This is a genomic window from Pseudogracilibacillus sp. SO10305, assembly GCF_037072005.1.
Lineage (GTDB): Bacteria > Bacillota > Bacilli > Bacillales > Amphibacillaceae > Pseudogracilibacillus > Pseudogracilibacillus intestinigallinarum.
This window is the reverse complement of the sequence record NZ_JAXHDE010000009.1, coordinates 18882-39231: the sequence shown is the minus strand read 5'-3', so window position 1 is coordinate 39231 and position 20350 is coordinate 18882. Positions and strand designations below refer to the sequence as shown.

The window sequence follows — 20350 nt, the reverse complement described above, 5'->3', positions numbered from 1 at the left end:
AATGTATGAAGAATTTGATATCGTTTCTTTTTTAATGGGACTTCCTTTAGCGATAATTTTGATTGGAATAATTGCTTTATATAACATTAAAAAAGGGAGGAAGGAACGACGTTATGATGAACGATATTCAAAAATACATGATGGTGCACGCTCAATAAGTTGGTATGTCACATCTGCTTTCATTTTACTTAGTTTGATTTTTGTTTTGATATATGAAAGACCGAGTACAGCCTTTTTCGTTTTAACAGTACTTTGGATTGTTCATACGACATCATATGGTATCGGAGCGGCTATTTTGAATAAAAAAATGTAAAGGGGTATAGGATGTTAAAAATTGATAATATTACGAAACGGTTTGGTGAACATATAGCAGTAGACAATCTATCGTTACAAATACCAGAAAAGGAATTGTTCGGGTTTCTTGGTGGAAATGGCGCAGGGAAAACAACGACCTTTCGAATGATTTTAAGTTTACTTAATCCGACAGAAGGACGAATTTTATGGAATGATGAAAAAATTAGTTACAATAAAAGTCATCTAATCGGTTACTTGCCAGAAGAACGTGGATTGTATCCTAAGCTAAAAGTAAAAGAACAGCTTATTTATTTAGCAAAATTAAGAGGAATGCCAGCTGATGAATCATTACAATCTTTAGAAAGATGGCTAGAGCGCTTTGAAATTAGTCATTATGTCGATAAAAAAGTGGAAGAGTTATCAAAAGGAAATCAACAAAAAATACAATTTATATCAGCTGTTTTACATGAACCGAAATTACTTATTTTAGATGAGCCATTTTCAGGTCTTGATCCAATTAATGTTGAAATGTTGAAAAAGGCCGTAATAGACTTAAAGAATAAGGGTACATCTATCGTATTTTCTTCACATAGGATGGATCATGTTGAGGAATTATGTGAACATATTTGTATTTTACGGGAAGGAAAGGCAGTTGTTCAAGGAAACTTACAAGAGATTAAACAATCTTTCGGTAAGAAAAATATTATCATCCATAGTGAAGATGAACTGCAGTTTTTACAAGAGGTAGAAGGAGTCCTAGATTTTAAAGCGACCATGCAAGGATGTGTTTTACAAATCGAGGAAGAGAGAATCGCAAGAAATGTATTTCAAGCATTACAAGGAGAGGTTTTTGTACGAAAGTTTGAAATAGAAGAACCTACATTGAACGATATTTTCATTGCAAAGGTAGGGGAAAAATATGAATAAGTTTTGGACGATTTTAGGGCATACGTACGTTTCAAAGTTGAAATCAAAAGCATTTATTATATCTACAGCTATTACTTTAGTATTCGTTATTGCTGCAGCAAATATTGATGTAATTATAAAGTTATTTCAAGATGAGGAGGATAAAATCATCTTCATCGAAGGCGATACAGAAGTAGCAAATATGTTGGAAGTGTCTGTCCAACAAATGGATGAACGGATTGTTTTTAAAGAGAGTGAGTCAGAAGAACTTTCTAAAGAAATGGTGCAAGAAGATGAAGCTGCAGCATTTTTAGTCATTGATGTTAATGAACAAAACATATTAACCGCAACTTATTATGAAAATAAAGCATCGGAATCGAGTGTTCAGTCGATGATACATCAACAGTTGCAACAATTAAAGGTAGCGATTGCAACAGAACAAGCTGGTGTTGACGAAGCGACATTAATGGATATTAATGAGCCCATATCGTTTGAAAAAGTTGCTTTAGATGAAGCGACGAAAACCGACGAAGAATTAAACCAAGCACGAGTCATCGTCTATATTATGTTATTCGTTTTATATATGGCAGTTATTATTTACGGTCAGATGATCGCGACAGATGTGGCAACGGAAAAATCTTCACGAGTGATGGAAATATTAATCTCTAGTGCACCACCTGTGACACATATGTTTGCAAAGATTTTTGGTGTCGCTTTACTAGGGTTAACACAAATTTTATTGTTTTTCTTCGTCAGTTTTAGTTTTATTAAATATAAAATTACGACGAGTGTAGAAGTGTCGGAAACATTAGATATGATTGGTATTTCCTCTGCACCAATTAGTATATATGTGTATGCCCTATTATTTTTCGTACTTGGCTATTTATTATATGCAACGATTGCTGCAATGCTAGGTTCACTCGTTAGTCGGGTGGAAGATGTGCAACAACTTATTTTACCAATGATATTACTTATAATGGTTGCATTTTTCATTGCGATGTTCGGTTTATCTGTTCCAGATGCAACATTTATTACTGTAACTTCATATATTCCTTTTTTCACACCGATGATTATGTTTTTACGAATTGGTATGCTTGAGATTGCTGTGTGGGAGATTATATTATCAATCGGTATTTTAGTTGGAACGACTATTTTATTTGCACTACTTGGCGCTAGAATATACCGTGGTGGTGTTTTAATGTATGGACCATCTCGTTCCTTAAAGGATTTAAAAAATGCCTTCCAGTTGTCAAAAAAGGAAAAGAATTAGTTGAAACAAATTATCTTATTAAAAAAAGAACGAAGTGGAAAATAGAATGACGATGCACACCCAGAATTTTGCTTGTTTTGGGTGTTTTTCATGTGAATAAATTTGCTATATTTTTATGTAGCATGCAAACGTTTGCTCGTATTTTTGCTACGTGATATGATAAAATTTAACTAAACAAATGAAATTTGGTGATACATTGAAACGACAAATAACATTTATCCATGCAGCAGATTTACATATTGATGCACCGTTTAAAGGAATGGCTACATTGCCAGCTTCTTTATTTGAGGCTACGCAAAAAAGTACTTACCGTGCATTCGATCGATTAATTGAAACAGCGATTGAAAAACGAGTTGATTTTGTGCTAATTGTTGGCGATCTTTTCGATCAAGACAACCGAAGCTTACATGCACAAATTTATGTGCGGGATGGATTTGCACAATTAGAACAATATGGGATTGAAGTATTTGTTTCCTATGGGAACCATGACTATGTAAAAGGAAATAAGTATCCAATTACATTTACGAGTAATGTACATGTTTTTCCTGGAGAAGATGTAACATCTTTTACGTATTTGAAAGAAAATGAACCATTAGCGGAGATTTATGGATTTAGTTATGAATATCGAGCGGTCACTGAAAATAAAGTGCCACAATACGAACGAAAAGATGCGTCTATTCCATTTCATATTGCTACATTGCACGGATCATTATCTGGAAATGATGAACATGATCCATATGCGCCATTTTTATTAGAAGAAATGAAAGAGAAGCCGTTTGACTACTGGGCGCTTGGGCATATTCATACACGTACACATATAAGTGAACATCCTCCGATAGTGTATCCCGGAAATATTCAAGGACGACATCGGAAAGAGACAGGAGAAAAGGGCTGTTATTATTGTGTAATGGATAAAGATGACATATCCCTTACATTTATTCCGTTACAGTCGATTTTATTTGTTGAACATATCGTAGACATATCTGATGTACAATCGGTTGGGCAATTTGAAGTCGTTCTTGAAAATTTGTATCAATCAGCAGTACAGCCTCAATTTAACCATGTTATATTCCACAGTTCGAATGACTATTTATTACAATTAGATCGTGAAGGAATTATCGAAGATTTTATTATGTTATGGAATGAACAATATCAATTATTACCAAATTGGCAACATATTTATGATTATAAAATTGATTTTCAAGAAGCGAAGTCACAAGATCAATTTTTCATCGCAGAATTACGTGAAAGTTTAAATAGCATTTCCATTCAAGATGCAGTATTGCCGTTGTGGAAAGAGCAAAACGTAAGAAGACATGTTGAAAAAATGGACGAAGAAACAGTCGTCGAAGAAGCGGAAAAATTATTACATTATTACTTTTCACAAACATAAAAAAGGGGGGGTACGATGCGATTTGTAAAAGCGGATATATACGGATTTGGAAAATGGGTGGATCAAACTTTTGATTTTTCTTCTGCGCAATTTAATGCCTTTTATGGAGAAAATGAATCTGGAAAATCGACCTTACAGCAATTTTTCTTATTCGTCATGTTCGGACTCCCTCCAAAAAGACGCCAACATTTTGAATCAAAATATAGTTCACGATTTGGTGGTTCTTTAACAGTTGAACAAAATAGTGCTCTGTATACAATAGAACGAACAAAAAATGGCGTACGTGTTCTAACTGAAGATGGCGAAGCACCGGCACAGTTTTTAGAGGAACTTTTGTATGGATTAACACGTGAAACATTTGAATCTATTTATGCATTTACCGCACTTCAATTATCTGAAATTCAACAGATGAAGGTACAAGATTTAAATGATGTTTTATTTAGTGTCGGACTGACTGGTTCCACGAGTATATATAAGGTGGAAAAAACATTAGATCAACGTTTAGGTTCCTTATATAAGGCGCGAGGGTGGAAAGCAGAAATCAATGAACAATTAAAAAAAGTAGAAACATTAACAGAGGAAGTACGGCAACTACAACACCGAGAATCTACGTACATTGAAAAACGAACAAATTTAGAAGAGTTAAAAGAAACATTAGAACAACTGGAGATAGAACAAGATCAAATAGAAGCGACCTTGCATTTGAAGGAAAAGCATTTATACGCATGTAAACAAAAAGAGGCTTATCTATTATTGGAAAAAGAACGAGCAGCATATGAGGAGATCAAACCTTTTCCAGAAGAGGGGATTGCTCGTTTTGAACGATTAAAGGATCGTTTGCTGCCAATAGAAAGTGAACGCAATGTGTTAAAACAACAATTACAACAGTACGAAAAAGCATATGAAGAAGCAAATGATACATTACTTTCTAAAGATTATCATGCTTTATTACAGCGATTTATGAAACAAAAAATGATTTATATTGATTTAGAAAAGGATATAGCACATCTTACTGTTCAATTGAAACAAATAGAAGAGACTTTACGGGAAAAGTTATCAGAAGTATCTTTAACAGTAGAAGAAATAGAGGATATTATTTTACCGTTTCATCTAGACCAAACAGTGCAGCAAATAAAAGAACAAGCTAGTACACTTCAACAGGAAGAGGCTATTTTACAAGACGAAAAACGTACGAACCAGACAGAAATCAATCGACTTGAAAAAGAAATAGATGATATAAAGGATCAAATAATAGATGAAACGTTATTAGAAGAACGAAAAACGGCAAATAAACGATACGAAAATGAACAACTGTTTTACACTCAACATGCCTCCCGTCAACGAGATATGGAAGCTTTTACAGAGAAAAAACGTATTCAATCTAATCAAATAATGTATGGGGCTATTGTTGTGGCAATAATCTGTGCTTTTATCGGATGGAACAATGACATGCCGATGTTTATGTTGTTTGCCGGTATCCTCGTTATCATTGGTGTTGTCCAAAAGTTATATTTGCAACGATTATGGGATGCGGTGCCAATCAGTACACAGCATGCAACCGATAAGATGACGGAACAACAATATATCGAAAATGAACAAATTATTCAACAACAACAAACAATCCATCAAGAATTATTTTTACTACAGAATGAACTGAAAAAAGTATTGCATGCAGATTTATTGCTTGATAACAAATGGGAAGCATGGAAAACGAAACAGACACAACTGCAAGATAAAATTGCGACAGAAACGTTTCAATATCCATTTTTGCAACAATTGGAAGTGTATATCTGGGATACATATATTCGATATATTAGAGAAGTGAAAGAAATGTTGCAAACGAGATCCGAATTACAAAACGATTTATACTCGATGGAGCATACATTTGCTCCGTTAGAAAGAATACGCAAACAATTGGGAGAGCATTTAGGAGTTCCGCATGTAACGATTCAACAATTAGAAGAAATATATGAACAAGAACAGCAATCAGTTGCAAAAAAAGAACAAGCTGAAAGAGAAATGAATGAACGACAAAACGTATTAATTGATATCGAAGAAAAGATTGCGACATATCGTACGGAAATGAAGGAACTGTTTGCGATCGCGCAAGTAGAAAATGACAATGAATTTTATACGATCGCTCGTGAAAACGAAAAAATTACTTCACTAGACCGAGAAATGAAGGAAATTTTATCCCCATTACAATTACAGTTTTCAGAGGTAGAATTGAAGGAAATGTTTGCATCAACAGAATCAGAGGAAACTTTAGAAGAGTTGGTGGAGCAACTCCGACAAGAGAAGATTCGGAAACAAACTAAAATGAATGGTACACATGAACAATATGTCGCTGTACAATATGAAGTCGAGCAATTAGAAGCATCTGGTATATTATCAGAGAAAATTTATTTACTCGAGATGGAAAAGACGGAGTTAACGAAATTGACGAATGAATGGTCCGTATATAAAGTAGCACAGGCAGCACTAGATGAAGCGAAGAAGCGGTACCAGGAAAAGTACTTCCATGCAGTAATAGATAAAACGAGTACATTTTTTGAGCATATTACGCAAGGGAAGTATGTAACTGTTTTTGCTCCGACGGAAAAATTGTCATTCCAAGTAGAAACAGAAGACCAACGAAGGTATAGAGTGGATGAACTATCAAAAGGGACAATCGATCAACTGTATGTGGCATTGCGCCTAGCGATGAATGTTATCATGCAAGAAAAAATTTCTGTTCCACTTATTATTGATGATGCATTTGTCCATTTTGATACAGTACGATCTTCACAAATGGTACAATTATTACGAGAGATTAGTGTAACTCAACAAGTTATTTTATTTACGTGTAAAGATTATTTTGCGAAACAAGTTCAAGCAACACATATTTTAACGAACGAAAAGATGAAGGAGGATGTTCATGCGTAAAGGAATTGCAAACTACACAATTGGAGACACGTTTGAAGGATTCATGTTAATTAAATCGGCAACGAGGGGAACGGCTAGCAATGGGAAAGCATTTTTGACGATTTATTTCACGGATTCTACTGGTGAGATCGAAGCGAAATTATGGGATGCATCTAAAGATGATATGGAAACATTTGTAGAAGAAAAGGTTGTTCATATCGTAGGAGATATTAATGAATTTAGAGGAAAAGCACAGCTTCGTATTAAAACGATTCGTCCCGCACAAGTGACAGATGGCGTTCGTGTCTCTGATTTCCTACAGAAAGCACCGGTAGATAAAGAAGTATTACAAGAAAAAATTACAGAAGCGATTTTTGAAATGCAAAATCCAAATTTACAACGTATAGTTCGGGCGTTCGTACAAAAATACCAAGAAGAACTTTATGTTTATCCTGCAGCATCGAAAATTCATCATGCGTATGTATCTGGTTTAGCACATCATATTGTTGGTATGTTACAAGTAGCTAAACAGTTATGTAGTTTATATCCGACATTAAATAAAGATTTATTATATGCAGGGGTAATTTTACATGACATCGGAAAAATCCATGAGTTATCAGGAGTTGTCTCCACATCTTATACACTAGAGGGAAATTTACTAGGTCATATTTCAATGATGGCAACTGAAGTGAAGGAAGTGGCAGATCAATTGGGTATTGAGGGAGAAGAAGTAATCGTTTTACAACATTTAATTTTATCCCACCATGGTCAGTTAGAATATGGCAGTCCGAAACGACCAATTATTCAAGAAGCTGAAATTTTACACTTAATTGATGTCATTGATGCACAAATGAATGTGTTAACAAGGGAGTTAGGAAAAACTCTTCCAGGAGAATTTACCGAACGAATTTTCTCCTTGGATAACCGATCATTTTATAAACCAAAATTTACGAATGAATAATGAAGAACCGAGATGAAAAACGGTGAATGATAAAAGGGGATGTCAGTAAAATTAATTTACTGATATTCCCTATCTTTGTCGCTCACTATTAATTTTGATATATGTATACAACAAAAACGGTCCTGTTTATCTTATCGTGATAAACATGACCGTTCTATTTTTTTGTGAAAATTATCCTTGAATTTCAGGCATTTCAGGTGCATCTAAAATATCTTTGAACTCGTCGATTTTAATGTCAACGTCAGCATCTTTAATGAGGTCATCGATTTTAGTTGCAGCTTCTTGTGGATCAATTTTTCGTTCTAAGAGAACTTGACGAATTTCTTCTTTCTCATCTTCTAATGAACCAATTTCTTCGTCTGTTTCCTTTTTATCTGTAACTAAAATAATGTGGAAACCGAAGTCTGAAGCAACAGGTTCACTAATTTCATCTTTTTCCATTGCGAAGGCCTTTTCTTCAAATTCGCCTACCATCGTACCAACAGTGAAGTAACCTAAGTCTCCACCTTTATCTTTGTTCGCTTCATCTGTAGAATATTTTTTCGCTAATTTTGCAAAATCAGCACCATCATCTAATTCTTTTTTCACCTTGTTTGCTGTTTCTTCATCATCCACTAAAATATGGCTCGCTTTTACTTCTGTTTTCATATTTTCGTAATAAGATTCAATTTCTTCGTCTGTTACTTCGATACCTTCCGTTAAAGCTTTTTCATTTAACAGACCTTTACGGATGTCTTCTTTTAATTCATCTTCTGTTAATCCTTGCATTTCTAAAATGCTGTCAAAGTCTTCGCCTACTTGTTCTTTTAATTTATCGTATTCTTTTTGTACCTCGTCATCAGATACTTCATATTTATCTTCTAATACTTTAAATGTAATTAATTCAGTTAACACTTCTGCGCCATTTTGTTCTTGTAAGGCTTCATAAAAATCATCTTTCGTTATTTTTCCAGCTTTAGAATCTACAACTGTTTCAGATCCTCCACCACATGCTGCAAGTCCTAATATGCTGATTGATAATGTTGTTGCTGCAATTACTTTTTTCAACTTAACTACACTCCTTCAATTCATCCTCATTAAAGAGTAACATATTTTAACGAATGGATAAATGATTAGCACCCTTTTAAAATATGTTATTTATGTGACAATAAAAAAGGTTCGGACATATAATTGTAATAAAAATAAATAGGAAATGTTTTGATACCTTTGAACATGTATTCCAATTTTATTACGTGTACAGATGCCCCAACCTTTTAAAAAATTATTTTTGATTTTGTAATTTGTTTTCTAAATCTTTAATACTAGATTCAATTTCTTCTAAATATCCGTGGATATTTTCCTGATGTGGTTCAATCGCTTCTTTCCACTCTTCAATAGATGTTTTCATTTCTTCTGTTAACTCGTTAATTAATGCAACACCTTCTTTAGAAGTCTTTGCAATTTGGTCTTTTAAACGTAAACCATCTTGGATAATGTCATCCACCGTACTTTTCCATTCTAAACTTTGTTCTTTTATTTGTTGACGTAATTCTCTCCCAGAAGTAGGTGTGACTAATAATGCTGTTGCTGCGCTAACGACTCCACCCACGATAAAACCTGTAATGATTGACTTTCCGTTCGACATACCTATATCGACTCCTTCATATTAAAGTTTATTCAATTTCTTTTGCAATATTGTTTGCCATATCTTGAAGTTCTTCTTGTGAAAATTCATCATTTCTCATAATCCATTTTGCATTGAAACCATCATCTTTATTATAACGTGGAATCAAGTGTAAATGGAAATGAAATACAGATTGACCAGCGGCAACCTCATTGTTGTTTAAAATATTTAATCCAGCCGGTTTAAATGCTGTTTTCATCGCTCTAGCAATTTTTGGAACAGATGTGAAGATTTTGGATGCAACATTTTCATCCATCTCATAAATATCGACCGTATGTACTTTAGGTATTACTAATGTGTGACCAGTTGTTACTTGACTAATATCAAGAAAAGCATATACATTCTCATCTTCATACACTTTTGCAGAAGGGATTTCACCTGCGATTATTTTACAAAATAGGCAATCATCATGTTTCATATTCAACAACCTCCAACGTTTAGTAATCGTATGTTTATTTTAACATAAACATACGAACAAGTATATGTATGATTCGTGTGAAACGTTAGAGGTTGTGTTCATCCATTGTAAAAGTTTATTCCTATTGTGAACGATTGTTGTATCATTATACAACAAAAGTGAAAATACTATATACTAGTATTAGATTGAAAAGGATGGATAATCCAGAATTGGAGGAATGATGGATGCAACCATTACTACAGATTGAACATGTAATTGGTGGATACACGAATAAAAATGTATTACAAAATATATCATTTACCGTACATAAAAATGAAATTGTCGGTTTAATTGGTTTAAATGGTGCTGGAAAAAGTACGACAATTAAACATGTCATTGGCTTAATGCAACCGAAATCAGGGTCTATTAAAATTAATGGACATACATTTAAAGATAACGAAGAAAATTATCGGAAGCAATTAGCGTATATTCCAGAACAGCCAATTTTATACGATGAATTAACATTGCATGAACATTTACGATTAACCGCAATGGCATATGACATTGCAGAAGAAGATTTTGAGCAAAGATTGCCACATTTACTAAAGGCGTTTCGAATGGAAAGGCATTTACATTGGTTCCCTGTCCATTTTTCTAAAGGTATGCGACAAAAAGTAATGATTATGTGTGCATTTTTAATAGAGCCAGCATTATATATTGTCGATGAACCATTCGTTGGACTGGATCCTTTAGGAATTCAGGCTTATTTAGAATGGATTGAAAAAATGAAGCACAATGGTGCAGGCGTATTAATGTCGACACATATTTTAGCAACGGCACAACAATATTGTGATCGATTCGTGATTATTCATGAAGGAGAAATTCGTGCACACGGAACGTTAGCGGAACTTCAAGCAGATTTTTCGATGCCAGGTGCGTCACTAGATGATATTTATATCCAGTTAACAAAGGAAGAGAACAATGTTTAATGCAAAGGAACTGTTTCAAGAGCGCTTCAAAGAACATATGAAGTTATTAAATCGTTACTTGCGTTATATTTTTAATGGGCATTTTATGATTGCGCTCATTTTTATATTAGTGACGGTTTCTGTCTATTATCAACAAATGATTGAGCAAATAACAGATCCGCTTATTCCGACGATTGTGATGGCAGTTGTATTTGGAATTGTCGTCACATATAATCCATTACAATTTTTTCTTAAAGAACCTGATAAAGTGTTCATTATTGTAAAGGAACGAGCAATGACACCTTATTTTAAGCGTACATTTTTATATAATTATTTTTTTCAATTATATATCGTTTTATTTACAGTCGTTGCCATTGGCCCATTATATACCCATATTTATCCGGAAAAAGGGTTAACACAGTACGGTATTTTAATCGGGGTTGTGCTCATTTTAAAAGCAGTACATATGTGGATGAACTGGTATATGTTACGAAGTCATGATGCGTTTTTTAGAAAACAAGATATTGTCCTTCGTGCAGCTATTAGTATTTATTTCTTTTATTTCTTGCTTGCTAGCAGTTACTTTACGATTGTGTTTATTATGTTTTTAAGTATCGTTCTATTAAGAAATACGTTGACATTGAAAAAACAACAAGGATTAGCTTGGGATGTTTTAATCGAAAATGATAAACATCGTTTGGCACAATTTTATCGTTTCGTTAGTATGTTTGCGGAAGCTCCACAAATAACAAAGCGAATGAAAAAGCGACGACTTCTTACGAATATGGTGGAAAAACAGGTATCATTTTCACAAAAGAAGACATATGACTATTTATATCGTTTAACATTTATTCGTAGTAGTGATTATTTAAATATGTATATTCGATTAATCGTAATCGGAACGCTATTTATATTATTTATTCCGAACGATGTATTGAAAATCTTATTTGGATTGCTTTTTATTTACATGGCAATTTTTCAAATGGTTTCATTATACTATCACCATCAAACGAGTATGTGGTTAGACATTTATCCAGTCGATCAACAAGAGAAAAGGAACCGGTATATTGCGTTTTCTTCTAATTTAACGATTGCACAAACGATTCTATTTACACTCGTTTTTGTTGCTATGACGGAGTTTCAATTAGCGTTAATTATGTTTTCATTAGGGCTATTGTTTAATTACTTATTCCATTCAATGTATATTGAAAAACGAATTAATAAATAATATGAACTTGAGACAAAATTTAGGGAACAATAAAAGGGAATTCCAGTAAATTAAGTTTTACTGAAATTCCCTTTTTTATTTTATTGGATTAACTACATCGTTTCTTCAAAGGAACTACATCAACGAACAGAAAAAGAAGTTCACTCTTTGACAAGCTCCTAATCATTTCAACGAAAATAGAATAAAAACTAGTTATGTCCTAGCTTTGTTTTTTATTTTTGCGATTCAAAGTAGGCACTAATAAATGTTTTTGCGGCAATTGGCATTGCACGTTCATCAAAGTCGAACATAGGATGATGGTGTGGATAGGAATGTCGTTCTTTCTGTGCACCTGTAAAGAAAAATACACCTTCTTTTTGTCGCACATAGTAGGCAAAATCTTCTCCACCCATTTGGGCTTCTGAAACATATTTTTCTTTAATTTCTGGTATGTGTTCACTCGCTTTAAATAGTGTTGCTACATCCTCTTCGTGATTAACGACAGGTGGATACCCTTCACTGTAATTTACATCGTATTCGGCATTATTTGCGAGACAAATTCCTTTTACAACTTGCGTAATTTCTCTTTTTACAACCGCTTGCACAGCTTCATCTAAATACCGTACAGTACCAACTAATGTCGCCTCATCTGCAATAACATTAAAAGAATTTCCTGCATGGAAACTTCCTACTGTGATGACAGCTGTTTCAAGGGGACTTATTCTCCGACTAATAATATTTTGTAGTTGGCTAACGATTTCCGCACCGATTAATAAAGCATCTTTCGTTTCATGTGGGTAAGCACCATGTCCACCTTTTCCTTTAACAGTTATTTCAAATTTATCTGTACCAGCCATGAATACGCCTGGACGTGTTTGTAATGTACCTAAAGGGGTCGTAGCCCATAAATGGTTACCAAAAACTTTATCGACATGGTCAATAGCACCTGATTCTACGATTGGTTTTGCTCCACCTGGTGTTATTTCTTCCGCGTGTTGGTGTAAAAAGACGATCGTACCATGTATGTCATTTTGAAATTGTTGCATTACTTTTGCTAAAACTAACAAAGTTGCAGTATGGCCATCATGGCCACAAGCATGCATGACTCCTGGTACGGTTGATTTATAAGGTACATCTTTTTTATCTTGAATCGGTAGGGCATCAAAGTCTGCACGTAAAGCTATTGTTTTCCCTGGATGTTTTCCTTTTAATGTTGCAATGACCCCATTGCCACCAATATTTGTTTCATACGGCATGTGTAAATCTTCATAATATTGAGCTATATATTTAGCGGTTTCTTTCTCGTGAAAGGAGAGTTCGGGGTGCTTATGTAAATAGCGACGAATCTCAATCATTTCTTCATAATGTTCATCTATTTTTTGAAATATTTGTTGTAACATACGTATCCCCCTCTAATTTTTAACCATTATAACATGGAAGAAATGAAAATACCGATATACCGATTTATACTATGATTTGTTTGTTGTATTTATGTTTCTAAGTCCATTTTTATCATGTAATAATGGATTGTTTAGCTTTTTATTTTCGATATAGATAGTCAAAAATTAATTTTTTTCATAGGATTTGAACAAAAGATGAATCCTACAAGAAACTATTGCAAACTAATATAGTTTTTGTTATAGTACATAGTAAGAAAACATATTCTACGTTCACGATTGTAAGTGAGTATGGAGGAGCAAAAACCAAGAGTACATAGTAGGAAGAGAATGAGCTCTAATGATTATTATGGAAAGGGGAATTTGCCGAAATTATTCAAAACCTCATTGTTTGAATAGTTGGGTCTACATTGAATAAGTGTAGAACTGTCATATAGGAAACTATATGGAGGGCTATCTTGCAGACATATTGTTATATGTATTAGTATATATAAATGTCTATGCAACAGCGAGCCGTCGTTGTTGTTTTTTTATCTTTAAAACGCTGTATAAGATTAGCCTTATATGTTAAATATCATAAAAGGGTGAGGAAAATGAATTTTGGTCAAGTAATTACAGCAATGGTAACGCCGTTTAATGAAGAGGGGAACATAGACTTTCCGGCGACGAAAAATTTGCTCGATCATTTAGCGAATAATGGTACAGATGCAGTAGTTGTTGCAGGAACAACAGGGGAAAGTCCAACATTATCTACTGAGGAAAAAATTCAGTTATTTGAATTTGTTGTGAACGAAGCAAAAGGACGTTTAACTGTTATTGCTGGAACTGGATCGAATAATACGAGAGAATCAGTTGCATTAACAAAAGAAGCAGAAAAATGCGGTGTAGATGGAATTATGCTCGTTTCGCCATATTATAATAAACCATCTCAAGAAGGTTTATATATGCATTTTAAAACAATTGCAGATGCGACATCATTACCAGTAATGTTATACAATATTCCAGGAAGAACGGCTGTCAACATCGATGTTGAAACAATCGTTCGTCTATCAGAAGTGGATAACATTGTATGTGTAAAAGAAGCGAGTGGTAATTTAGATGCAATGGCAGAAATTATTGAACGAACAGCAGATGATTTCTTGCTTTATAGTGGAGATGACAGCTTAACATTGCCAGTATTAGCGATTGGTGGAGTAGGTATCGTGTCTGTAGGAGCACATATTGTCGGGAATGAAATGAAACAAATGATTGAAGCGTTCCATGCTGGAAATGTTAAAGAAGCTGGTGCAATTCACCGTCAATTATTACCAGTATTTAAAGCATTATTTTCAGCACCAAGTCCAACACCATTAAAAGCAGTACTAAATATGAAAGGTGTATCTGTTGGAGAGGTACGATTACCATTAGTACCATTAACAGAAGAACAATTAAAAGAAGTAAAAAAAACAATTCAATTAAAAATTACACAGGCTAGTTAATAAAAATATGAGGTAAATTTTTACCTCATATTTTTTTAATTATGAACAATTTATGAGTATTTTATAATAGACACAAGTTTGTTGAAATCAACCAATTGTAAATAAAAATGTTATATTTTATAATTACGATAGAATGAATGACATTAAAAAGGAGAAGCAAATGAATGGATCAAAAAAAGTAGAAAATATCTTAACACTTATTTGGATTCAGGCATTAATCGCAATGTTTGGAAGTTTATTCTATTCTGAAATAATGGGTTATATACCGTGCGAACTTTGTTGGATACAACGTATTATTATGTATCCATTAGTTATTATATATGGTGTTGCATTATGGAAGAAAAATATAGATATTGCATTGCCGGGTCTTATACTAAGTGGAATTGGTATACTTGTTTCCGTCTATCATTACGGAGTACAAAAATTGTCATTTCTACAAGAGGCTGGAGGAATGTGTGGAGAAATCCCGTGTAATTTACAATATGTAAACTATTTTGGATTTATTACTATTCCATTTTTAGCTGGAACAGCATTTATTATTATTTTTATATTACATATTATGATGTTACGTTCAAAATAAGTAATGAACAAACAAGGTAAAAGATTAGGGAGGAAATTAGATTGAGAAATAAAATGATACTTATTATAGTCGTTATCGTTGTGTTATTTGCAGGATTAATGCTAGTGACTAATATGAAAAATAAACAAACGATTGAAGATAATAATCCATATGATAAAACAAATTTACAACAATCAACAGTAGACTTGTTAGATGATCCGAATTATCAAAACATTATTGTGCCGGATGATTTAGATGAAAAATTAGATAATAAGGAATCTGTTACAGTTTATTACTTTAGCCCAACTTGTTCGTATTGCCAAAAGGCAACGCCAATTGTTTCTCCATTAGCTGAAGACTTAGATGTCGATATGAAGAAATTGAATTTATTAGAATATGATAAAATGAAACATTATGAAATTGAAGGCACTCCAACATTAATTCATTATGAAAACGGGGAAGAGGTAGCTAGAATAGAAGGGTTACCTGAAAATGCCGAAGAAGTATATGAAGATTTCTTTGAAACATATGTATTAAATTAATGAAGTCGGTTCTTGTCTGTGCCATAAATAGACAAGAACCGCTTTATTTTTATTCATCTTCTTTGAGCATATAATATGTGGAAGTAAATGGTCGTTCAGCAAAATATGCTGAATGTCTTGCTAGTGTTGCTTCTTCATAAAAATCATGCATAGATGACTGTAAAAAGGTTTCGTATGCATCTTCTGATTTCCATTGTGTCATAATACAATAAGTATCACTTTTATTAGGTTTGAAAAAGCGAATAGTTTGTATACCATAGGCACGCGTTATCGTAGGTAAAAATTCTTTTACTTTACTTTCAAATATGTCTTTTCCGTCATCGACGACAGGAATATGATCCATCACGACAAAGCCATTTCGTTCGAGCGCTCTAAAGTCATATAAAATTTGATACGCTCTACCTGAGACGAAAATACTTTTCTTTTTTTCACTCTCATAATAAACGAGTGTAGCCCCTCCGCCTTTCATGAAAGAAAAATCGATTGTTTCATGTTTTTTAGTTAGTTGTTTTAAAAATGAAATAGTACCAGTTGTCATAAATCCCCACATTTATACATCCTCCTTCTTATTTATTTTGCACAATTGAATGAAAAAGATGTCGTTATTACCCATTATACATGGTAATATCGTATAATATAAAAGAAAACTGAATTATCGATGGTCAAGTTGAGGTGATGAAATGGATAATAATAATGGACCGTCTGAAAGAAAAAGACGCTCTGACCGTCATGAAAAGGAAGAAAAGCGTACTTTCTTTATGATTGTACGAGATTTTTTTACAACGACAGGAAAAGAAACGATCGACGATGCAATAGATGAAACAAAAATATACCGACCGTCTCGAAAGTTTAAAACATATGAAAAAGAAACGATTGCTCGTAAAACACGAATGGATAAATACCATAACGAGAAAGAAGAAATAGAAAGTGTTGAAATCGATGAAATCAATGAAGTGGAAGAAACTGATAAAACATCTTCAAAACGTCGCAAATTTTTTACAATAAAAAAAGTGGCAGTTTTTGCTGGTTCAGTTTTTTTACTTTTATTAATTGGATATACGACATTGCTTTATGGTGGAAAGATGTTTGTAGACGAGAAAAAATTGTTTGTTAGCTCACCGACAACAATTGAAACAGAAGATGGAGAGGTTATTTGGTATTTATATGATGAATATCGTTTGCCTGTAGAACTTGAAGAAATACCTGAGCATGTTCAAAATGCATTTCTAGCAATTGAAGATAAGCGATTTTATGAACATAGTGGGGTAGATATGCGTTCTATCGGTCGTGCACTATATCGTGATATTATTACACGTAGTAAAGCAGAAGGTGGAAGTACGATCACACAACAGTTGGCTAAAAACTTATTTTTAACGAATGACAAATCATGGTACCGAAAAGTAAAAGAGGGAATGATCTCCCTTTATTTAGAACGTGAGTATACGAAAGATGAAATATTCGAAATGTATTTAAACGTTATTTACTTTGGGCAAGGTCGTTATGGAATAGAAGCTGCTGCCAATAAATATTTCAATAAATCAGTACAAGATTTAAATTTAGAAGAAGGTGCATTGTTAGCGGGAATGGTGAAAGGACCAAATGGTTATTCGCCAATCGATCATCCAGATAAGGCGAAGAATCGTCGGGATGTCGTATTACAAACGATGGCAGACTTACAGTTAATTACGGTAGAAGAAGCAGAAGAAGCGAAAGCAAAAGGCGTTAATTTACAAATTACAGAACGAAAAACAAATCCGGCATATGAGGCTTATGTTGATTTAGTTATTCAAGAAGTCGAAGAAGAATACGGATTAACTTTAGAAGACTTAAAAGCAACACAATATCGTATTAGAACAGGAATTAACAAAGAAGCGCAAAATATAGCATTTGAGGAATTTCAACAAGATACGTATTTCCCGGGAAATAGTATGAAAAATGTCGAAGGGGCATTTTTAATGTTGGAAGGGGAAACCGGTCAAATAGCTGCAGCAATTGGTGGAAGGAACTTTAAATCTTCACAACATAACCGTGCTGTAGCACGAGTCGGGCAACCAGGATCAACGATGAAACCTTTAGCTGTATATGGTCCCGCACTTGAGACGGGAGATTACACTCCTTTTTCGATGTTAGAAGATGAAATGAAAGAATGGGAAGGCAAACCTGTTCGTAATGCGAACGAAGTATATAACGGCGAAGTTAGTTTGTACGATGCGTTAGTACAATCAAAAAATACATCTGCTGTTTGGCTACTAGATCAAATAGGTATCGATTACGGGAAAAGTTATTTAGAGAAAATGGGAATAGAATTTAAAGATAAAAATTTACGTATCGCTTTAGGTGGTTTAGAAAATGGAATCACATTAAAAGAAATGGTGCAAGGATACCGGACATTTACAAATAGTGGAAGGTCTATTGAAGCGCATGCGGTTATTGATATTCATGATTTATATGGAAATGAAATGCTAACAGAAAATCATGATGAAACAGAAGTGTTTTCAGAACAAGTAGCATGGAATATGTTAGAAATTATGAAAGCTGTTGTAACGAACGGAACCGCACAATCTGGCTACTATCCGAATGAATTAGCCGGGAAGACTGGTTCTACACAACATCCGAAACATGAAGGACAAACGAAAGATGCTTGGTTTGTTGGGATGACACCAGAATATGTTACAGCTTTATGGATGGGATATGATGATATTTCTGAGGAAGGAAATTATTTATTCGGTGGTAGTTCCTATCCAACGGTCATGACGAAAACAATTTTAACTAAATTAAATGAACAGCAGTCATTAGAAGCGACATTTACTAAACCGGAAAAGGTCGATGCACTAGAAGAACCAATTCAATTGCCTGTTATAACAGATTTAAAAGGTTCCCATACATTTGGCGGATTTAAATTGATGAAAGGGAAGTTAACCTGGGCAAAACAAGAAGACGATCGGATTATTTATCGAATTTATGAACAAAAAAATGATAAGGTACAAAAGATTGGAGAGGTTATCGGTAAAAATGAATTTACGATAGATAAATTCTCTTTATTTGATGGTAGCTCTTATTATGTTGTCCCTTACGATACATTAACAGATCGTGAAGGTGAAAAATCAAATAGTGTCAAAATTACATTTTAATGAATAATGAGGTTGGAATAAAATAATTGTCTTTGAAGAAACTGATATTTATTTATATTCCCAACCTCGTTTTTTAATTTGATTTGTTATATTATGTTAAAATAAATAATAAGAGTGTGTGCCTGTACTAGTCTGTTACATAAAAAAATGAGCAACTATATACATAGTTGCTCCAATAGGAAAGGAAGTCTTACTTTTGAATAGACTATAAAATATGATTAAAATGATTTTTCAAGTACTTGTTATCTAGCTGGGTGATTACATTCATCACATACATTGCCATAACAGTCAGCTTGTTCAACCATTTCGAATCCACACTGTGTACACATCTTCTTAGGTAAGTTTTTGAAAAAATCTAATACATTCATCATTGTTGTTTCCTCCTCGAATTTGGAAATATTTCGTAAATCATTGTTTATCAATTTGTTAAACTTATTGTACTATAACAGAGAATCAAAAGTCAACCCTGTTTTACAACATTTTTTTTATTTTTTTTATTTTTTTAATGTGTTACATTACATGTAGAAATAGAGGTGGGTTTAAATGAAGTTAACAATTATTGGTTATTGGGGTGGATATCCTGGTGTGGATGAGGCTTCGGCGTGCTATTTACTTGAAAAGGATGGATATAAACTTGCGTTAGATTTTGGAAGTGGTGCATTAAGTAAAATACAAAAATATACAAATGTATTAGAATTAGATGCTGTAATATTGTCACATTATCATGCAGACCATGTAGCCGATATAGGTGTATTACAACACATCTTATTAGTACAGTCATATATAACAGGTCATACTAAGAAAGTGAAAATTTATGGTCATCGCGAAAATCCTTTAGAATTTCGTCGTTTAGACGATGAGTATACGGAAGCGGTTGAATATGATCCAAACAATGCATTGAAAATTGGGCCATTTTTTATTCGTTTTTTACGGACAAAACATCCCGTTCCGTGCTTTGGTATGAGAATAACAGATGGAAAAAGTACGATCGTATACACCGGTGATTCTGCATATCAAGATGAATGGATTAAATTTTCTAAAGGTGCGGATTTACTGTTATCGGAATGTAATTATTATAAAGGGCAAGATGGAACAGCAGCAGGTCATATGACAAGTGAAGATGTTGGCCATATAGCTAGTGAAGCAGATGTTAAAGAGGTAATTTTAACTCATTTACCGCATTTCGGTCATCATCCACAGTTGTTAAATGAAACAAAAGAACAATTTAATGGTAAAATACAATTAGCTAAAGAAGGGTTAATTTGGGAAAGGGAGTAGAT

19 protein-coding genes and 1 riboswitch are annotated in these 20350 nt (G+C 33.6%); of the genes, 13 read left to right on the top strand and 6 right to left on the bottom strand.

The genetic code is table 11. The annotated features are described in order from the left end of the window. Position 1: 1 nt before the first annotated feature. The 6 genes from SPD45_RS08545 to yhaM all read left to right on the top strand — a co-directional run bounded on the left by SPD45_RS08545 (position 2) and on the right by yhaM (position 7728). On the top strand, positions 2-313 hold the full coding sequence (locus SPD45_RS08545) for a DUF2178 domain-containing protein (protein WP_336267330.1): 312 nt from the start codon (positions 2-4) through the stop codon (positions 311-313). A gap of 11 nt (positions 314-324) precedes the next feature. Further along, positions 325-1221: an ABC transporter ATP-binding protein gene (locus SPD45_RS08540; RefSeq protein ID WP_336267329.1), complete on the top strand. Its 897-nt coding sequence runs from the start codon at positions 325-327 to the stop codon at positions 1219-1221. Further along, positions 1214-2470, top strand: a complete 1257-nt coding sequence (locus SPD45_RS08535; protein WP_336267328.1) for an ABC transporter permease — start codon at positions 1214-1216, stop codon at positions 2468-2470. The genes SPD45_RS08540 and SPD45_RS08535 overlap by 8 nt, the downstream gene beginning before the upstream one ends. Positions 2471-2666: 196 nt before the next feature. Then, positions 2667-3863, top strand: a complete 1197-nt coding sequence (locus SPD45_RS08530; RefSeq protein ID WP_336267327.1) for a metallophosphoesterase family protein — start codon at positions 2667-2669, stop codon at positions 3861-3863. A gap of 15 nt (positions 3864-3878) precedes the next feature. After that, positions 3879-6788 carry an ATP-binding protein gene (locus SPD45_RS08525; protein WP_336267326.1) on the top strand — a complete coding sequence of 970 codons (2910 nt, stop codon included), beginning with the start codon at positions 3879-3881 and terminating at the stop codon, positions 6786-6788. Further along, on the top strand, positions 6781-7728 hold the full coding sequence (gene yhaM / locus SPD45_RS08520) for a 3'-5' exoribonuclease YhaM (protein WP_336267325.1): 948 nt from the start codon (positions 6781-6783) through the stop codon (positions 7726-7728). Before SPD45_RS08525 ends, yhaM begins: the two co-directional genes overlap by 8 nt. Before the next feature lie 171 nt (positions 7729-7899). Here yhaM and SPD45_RS08515 read toward each other — a convergent pair whose 3' ends face one another. From SPD45_RS08515 to SPD45_RS08505, 3 genes are all read right to left on the bottom strand, one after another. Further along, a complete protein-coding gene (locus tag SPD45_RS08515; RefSeq protein ID WP_336267324.1) occupies positions 7900-8775 on the bottom strand; it encodes a peptidylprolyl isomerase in 876 nt (291 codons plus the stop codon). Positions 8776-8989: 214 nt separating this feature from the next. Further along, positions 8990-9352, bottom strand: coding sequence for a YtxH domain-containing protein (locus tag SPD45_RS08510; protein ID WP_336267323.1), 363 nt, complete (start codon positions 9350-9352; stop codon positions 8990-8992). Between the two features lie 28 nt (positions 9353-9380). Then, positions 9381-9809 carry an HIT family protein gene (locus SPD45_RS08505; RefSeq protein WP_336267322.1) on the bottom strand — a complete coding sequence of 143 codons (429 nt, stop codon included), beginning with the start codon at positions 9807-9809 and terminating at the stop codon, positions 9381-9383. A gap of 224 nt (positions 9810-10033) precedes the next feature. On the opposite strand from SPD45_RS08505, the gene SPD45_RS08500 reads away from it, so the two are divergent. Both SPD45_RS08500 and SPD45_RS08495 read left to right on the top strand, forming a co-directional pair. Beyond that, entirely contained in the window at positions 10034-10777 is a 744-nt protein-coding gene (locus SPD45_RS08500) for an ABC transporter ATP-binding protein (RefSeq protein ID WP_336267321.1), read from the top strand. Further along, positions 10770-11984, top strand: coding sequence for an ABC transporter permease (locus tag SPD45_RS08495; protein ID WP_336267320.1), 1215 nt, complete (start codon positions 10770-10772; stop codon positions 11982-11984). The genes SPD45_RS08500 and SPD45_RS08495 overlap by 8 nt, the downstream gene beginning before the upstream one ends. Positions 11985-12196: 212 nt before the next feature. Here the strand turns inward: SPD45_RS08495 and SPD45_RS08490 are convergent, their stop codons facing one another. Continuing rightward, positions 12197-13363: an amidohydrolase gene (locus SPD45_RS08490; RefSeq protein ID WP_336267319.1), complete on the bottom strand. Its 1167-nt coding sequence runs from the start codon at positions 13361-13363 to the stop codon at positions 12197-12199. A gap of 281 nt (positions 13364-13644) precedes the next feature. Beyond that, a riboswitch (Lysine riboswitch) is annotated at positions 13645-13824 on the top strand. A gap of 129 nt (positions 13825-13953) precedes the next feature. Between SPD45_RS08490 and dapA the strand changes: the two genes are divergently transcribed. From dapA to SPD45_RS08475, 3 genes are all read left to right on the top strand, one after another. Further along, a complete protein-coding gene (gene dapA / locus SPD45_RS08485; protein ID WP_336267318.1) occupies positions 13954-14838 on the top strand; it encodes a 4-hydroxy-tetrahydrodipicolinate synthase in 885 nt (294 codons plus the stop codon). Positions 14839-14998: 160 nt separating this feature from the next. After that, the gene (locus SPD45_RS08480; protein ID WP_336267317.1) at positions 14999-15418 is read left to right on the top strand and encodes a disulfide oxidoreductase; all 420 of its coding nucleotides are present in this window, start codon (positions 14999-15001) and stop codon (positions 15416-15418) included. Positions 15419-15459: 41 nt separating this feature from the next. After that, a complete protein-coding gene (locus tag SPD45_RS08475) occupies positions 15460-15939 on the top strand; it encodes a thioredoxin family protein (RefSeq protein ID WP_336267316.1) in 480 nt (159 codons plus the stop codon). A 49-nt stretch (positions 15940-15988) separates the two neighbouring features. On the opposite strand, the gene SPD45_RS08470 is transcribed toward SPD45_RS08475, so the two are convergent. Beyond that, the gene (locus tag SPD45_RS08470; protein ID WP_336267315.1) at positions 15989-16489 is read right to left on the bottom strand and encodes an antibiotic biosynthesis monooxygenase family protein; all 501 of its coding nucleotides are present in this window, start codon (positions 16487-16489) and stop codon (positions 15989-15991) included. Positions 16490-16619: 130 nt separating this feature from the next. On the opposite strand from SPD45_RS08470, the gene SPD45_RS08465 reads away from it, so the two are divergent. Further along, positions 16620-19070, top strand: a complete 2451-nt coding sequence (locus tag SPD45_RS08465) for a transglycosylase domain-containing protein (RefSeq protein ID WP_336267314.1) — start codon at positions 16620-16622, stop codon at positions 19068-19070. A gap of 242 nt (positions 19071-19312) precedes the next feature. Here the strand turns inward: SPD45_RS08465 and yhfH are convergent, their stop codons facing one another. Continuing rightward, positions 19313-19441 carry a protein YhfH gene (yhfH, locus tag SPD45_RS08460; RefSeq protein WP_336267313.1) on the bottom strand — a complete coding sequence of 43 codons (129 nt, stop codon included), beginning with the start codon at positions 19439-19441 and terminating at the stop codon, positions 19313-19315. 172 nt (positions 19442-19613) lie between these two features. On the opposite strand from yhfH, the gene SPD45_RS08455 reads away from it, so the two are divergent. Then, complete coding sequence (locus SPD45_RS08455) at positions 19614-20348, top strand: MBL fold metallo-hydrolase (RefSeq protein ID WP_336267312.1); 735 nt, start codon at positions 19614-19616, stop codon at positions 20346-20348. Positions 20349-20350: the final 2 nt, after the last annotated feature.

Excerpts from the sequence above, each read along its gene's own strand:
- SPD45_RS08540 (WP_336267329.1), top strand. The coding sequence starts at position 325 with ATGTTAAAAATTGATAATATTACGAAACGGTTTGGTGAACATATAGCA.
- SPD45_RS08470 (WP_336267315.1), bottom strand. The coding sequence starts at position 16,489 with ATGTGGGGATTTATGACAACTGGTACTATTTCATTTTTAAAACAACTA.
- SPD45_RS08535 (WP_336267328.1), top strand. The coding sequence starts at position 1,214 with ATGAATAAGTTTTGGACGATTTTAGGGCATACGTACGTTTCAAAGTTG.
- SPD45_RS08505 (WP_336267322.1), bottom strand. The coding sequence starts at position 9,809 with ATGAAACATGATGATTGCCTATTTTGTAAAATAATCGCAGGTGAAATC.
- SPD45_RS08500 (WP_336267321.1), top strand. The coding sequence starts at position 10,034 with ATGCAACCATTACTACAGATTGAACATGTAATTGGTGGATACACGAAT.
- SPD45_RS08480 (WP_336267317.1), top strand. The coding sequence starts at position 14,999 with ATGAATGGATCAAAAAAAGTAGAAAATATCTTAACACTTATTTGGATT.
- yhfH (WP_336267313.1), bottom strand. The coding sequence starts at position 19,441 with ATGATGAATGTATTAGATTTTTTCAAAAACTTACCTAAGAAGATGTGT.
- SPD45_RS08495 (WP_336267320.1), top strand. The coding sequence starts at position 10,770 with ATGTTTAATGCAAAGGAACTGTTTCAAGAGCGCTTCAAAGAACATATG.
- SPD45_RS08455 (WP_336267312.1), top strand. The coding sequence starts at position 19,614 with ATGAAGTTAACAATTATTGGTTATTGGGGTGGATATCCTGGTGTGGAT.
- SPD45_RS08465 (WP_336267314.1), top strand. The coding sequence starts at position 16,620 with ATGGATAATAATAATGGACCGTCTGAAAGAAAAAGACGCTCTGACCGT.
- SPD45_RS08490 (WP_336267319.1), bottom strand. The coding sequence starts at position 13,363 with ATGTTACAACAAATATTTCAAAAAATAGATGAACATTATGAAGAAATG.
- dapA (WP_336267318.1), top strand. The coding sequence starts at position 13,954 with ATGAATTTTGGTCAAGTAATTACAGCAATGGTAACGCCGTTTAATGAA.
- SPD45_RS08510 (WP_336267323.1), bottom strand. The coding sequence starts at position 9,352 with ATGTCGAACGGAAAGTCAATCATTACAGGTTTTATCGTGGGTGGAGTC.
- yhaM (WP_336267325.1), top strand. The coding sequence starts at position 6,781 with ATGCGTAAAGGAATTGCAAACTACACAATTGGAGACACGTTTGAAGGA.
- SPD45_RS08525 (WP_336267326.1), top strand. The coding sequence starts at position 3,879 with ATGCGATTTGTAAAAGCGGATATATACGGATTTGGAAAATGGGTGGAT.
- SPD45_RS08545 (WP_336267330.1), top strand. The coding sequence starts at position 2 with ATGTATGAAGAATTTGATATCGTTTCTTTTTTAATGGGACTTCCTTTA.